Raw genomic sequence first — 2,672 nt, forward strand, 5'->3', positions numbered from 1 at the left:
TTGGGAGAGCGTCGCCCTTACAAGGCGAATGTCGGGAGTTCGAACCTCTCCACACCCACCACTTATAGGAAAGTGGCTAAACAACCTATGACAATGGAGCGGTAGTTCAGTTGGTTAGAATACCTGCCTGTCACGCAGGGGGTCGCGGGTTCGAGTCCCGTCCGTTCCGCCATCTTTCCTCAAGATGTAAAACTATGATGGGAGTGTGGCTCAGTTGGGATTATGTCCTAACAAGGTGCATAGATACCGGGAGTTAATAACTCCACATCTTTCCTCAAGATGTAAAACTATGATGGGTGTGTATCTCAGTTGGGATTATGTCCTAACAAGGTGCATAGACTCCGGGAGTTAAGAACTCCACATGAAGCGGGTGTGTAGCTCGGTCGGGATTATGTCCTGACAAGGCGTATGGACACCGGGAGTTAAGAACTCTGATCGACAGATCTAAAATGGCAATGGGTGTGTAGCTCAGTTGGGAGAGCGTCGCCCTTACAAGGCGAATGTCGGGAGTTCGAACCTCTCCACACCCACCACTTATAGGAAAGTGGCTAAACAACCTATGACAATGGAGCGGTAGTTCAGTTGGTTAGAATACCTGCCTGTCACGCAGGGGGTCGCGGGTTCGAGTCCCGTCCGTTCCGCCATCTTTCCTCAAGATGTAAAACTATGATGGGTGTGTAGCTCAGTTGGGATTATGTCCTGACAAGGCGCATAGATACCGGGAGTTAAGAACTCCACATCTTTCCTCAAGATGTAAAACAATGATGGGTGTGTAGCTCAGTTGGGATTTCGTTCTAACAAGGCGCATAGATACCGGGAGTTAAGAACTCTGATCGACAGATCTAAAATGGCAATGGGTGTGTAGCTCAGTTGGGATTATGTCCTAACAAGGCGCATAGACACCGGGAGTTAAGAACTCCACATGAAGCGGGTGTGTAGCTCAGTTGGGAGAGCGTCGCCCTTACAAGGCGAATGTCGGGAGTTCGAACCTCTCCACACCCACCAATCTTTTCTAATCCTCCTGTTTCGATCTCATCTTAAAATACTAATATTTTCTTTTTTTAGTCTATTCTTAGTAAAATTCGAAGTTATTTTATGTATATTGTATTGCGCATGAAATACATGCTGGTAATATCAGTTAACGGGATTCTATAATAGAAACGTTAAAGACCAAGTAAAAAATCGTATTTTCCAATAACAATAATAATGGAGATTATTATGACTACCCAATCTAAAGGCTTGTTTAAGGCAAGCATTGTTGCCGTGTCTGTTGCCGCAGCGTCCAGTGCCTATTGCGCAGGTTTCGCCTTAAATGACCACAGTGCCACTGCATCGGGTGCTGCTTTAGCTGGCGCCGCTGCTTCAAAAAGCGACATCTCTTTTAGCTTCTGGAACCCGGCTCTCTTCACCAATGCTGATACTACGACCTTTATGGCGTCTGGCGCTTACGTGATGCCGAGTATGGATGTCACATTGAACTCAGCAACAGATGCAACTCCAGCATCAGCAGGTGGCTCAAAGGATTTGTCTGCTGATGGTGTCACTCAAGATTCGGTTGATGATGCTCTCGTTCCTTCATTATATTTTGCAAAGCCACTATCTGATAAAACTGTTGCGGGTGTTTCTTTGAACGTACCATTTGGGCTATCCGGTGATTACGGTCAAGAGTGGGCGGGGCGTTTCCATGCGACAGAGACAGGTATTCAAGATATCGCTTTGAGTTTTGCCTTAGCCCATCGTATGTCTGATAAATTATCTGTTGGTGCTAGTATTCAGTTGCATAAAGCGGATGTTGTGCTTGAGTCAGCGGTAGGGACTTCAACGGCTGTCGCTGGAGGAGAGGGTATTGGTCGTATTGAAGCTGATGCTACAGCCATAGGTTATGCTTTAGGTGTAATGTTTGAGCCTGTTAAAGGAACTAGGCTTGGTGCGGGTTATCGTAGCGAAGTGGACTTTGATTTTGAAGGTGATGTTAAATATACAGATGTTTCTTCGGCTCTATCAGCTGCGGCTGGCCTAGTCGACGCAGATGTTACTGACTCAATCACTTTTCCATCCGTGTTAACTTTGAGTGTTGAGCATGATCTTTCAGAGAAGTTGACTCTTGGATTGTCTGCGATAAGAACAGGCTGGGGATCAATGGATGGTATCAATATTGATTTTGACAGTAATCAACAGAACTCTGTATTAACCTTTGGTTTTGAAGATCAGTGGATGTACTCAGCAGGTGCAAACTATGTGTACTCAGATAAACTAACGCTTCGTGCCGGTTTGGCAATGGATAATTCTCCAGTGACAGACGAGTTTCGTTCAGCCCGTACACCAGATGGTGATCGTAAGTGGATTTCAGTTGGTGCCACTTATGACTTCAATGATATGACATCAGCAAGCTTTGCATTCACGCATGTTATGATTGACGATGTCACTGTTAATCGAGATGGTTCATTAAGTGAAGATTCCTCTAGAGGTACTCTAAATGCAGATTACGAGTCTTCTGCTAACGTAGTATCTGCAGCGATTAATATGTCTTTCTAATAATTTATTTAGAATTGATTTGAGGAAAACCAGAGCCTAGCTCTGGTCAGACTGCTGATAAAGTCCTCGCCTTCGTGCGGGGACTTTTTATAATAGTCTCATGCTTAAAGAACGCCCCCAAACCCAATCCACTTTAG

At 45.2% G+C, this 2,672-nt stretch carries 1 protein-coding gene and 4 tRNA genes; all 5 read left to right on the plus strand.

Annotation, left to right across the window (positions count from 1 at the left end; translation table 11 throughout):
- The first annotated feature begins 95 nt into the window (after window positions 1–95).
- The 5 genes from ACXAH2_RS17080 (at window position 96) to ACXAH2_RS17100 (ending at window position 2,535) form a co-directional block, all read left to right on the plus strand.
- Window positions 96–172 (plus strand) — tRNA-Asp (locus tag ACXAH2_RS17080).
- Window positions 173–457: 285 nt separating this feature from the next.
- A tRNA-Val gene (locus ACXAH2_RS17085) sits at window positions 458–533 on the plus strand.
- A gap of 34 nt (window positions 534–567) precedes the next feature.
- Window positions 568–644: transfer RNA gene (locus ACXAH2_RS17090), tRNA-Asp, on the plus strand.
- A gap of 285 nt (window positions 645–929) precedes the next feature.
- Window positions 930–1,005 (plus strand) — tRNA-Val (locus ACXAH2_RS17095).
- Window positions 1,006–1,218: 213 nt separating this feature from the next.
- Window positions 1,219–2,535 (plus strand): OmpP1/FadL family transporter, encoded by a 1,317-nt coding sequence (locus ACXAH2_RS17100; RefSeq protein ID WP_475080163.1) that lies wholly within the window; start codon window positions 1,219–1,221, stop codon window positions 2,533–2,535.
- The last annotated feature ends 137 nt before the right edge of the window (window positions 2,536–2,672 follow it).

The organism is Marinomonas sp. ABL3_031 (assembly GCF_056161265.1).

What these genes read in the sequence shown, in the direction of transcription:
- ACXAH2_RS17100 (WP_475080163.1), top strand. Translation starts at nt 1,219, where the DNA reads ATGACTACCCAATCTAAAGGCTTGTTTAAGGCAAGCATTGTTGCCGTG.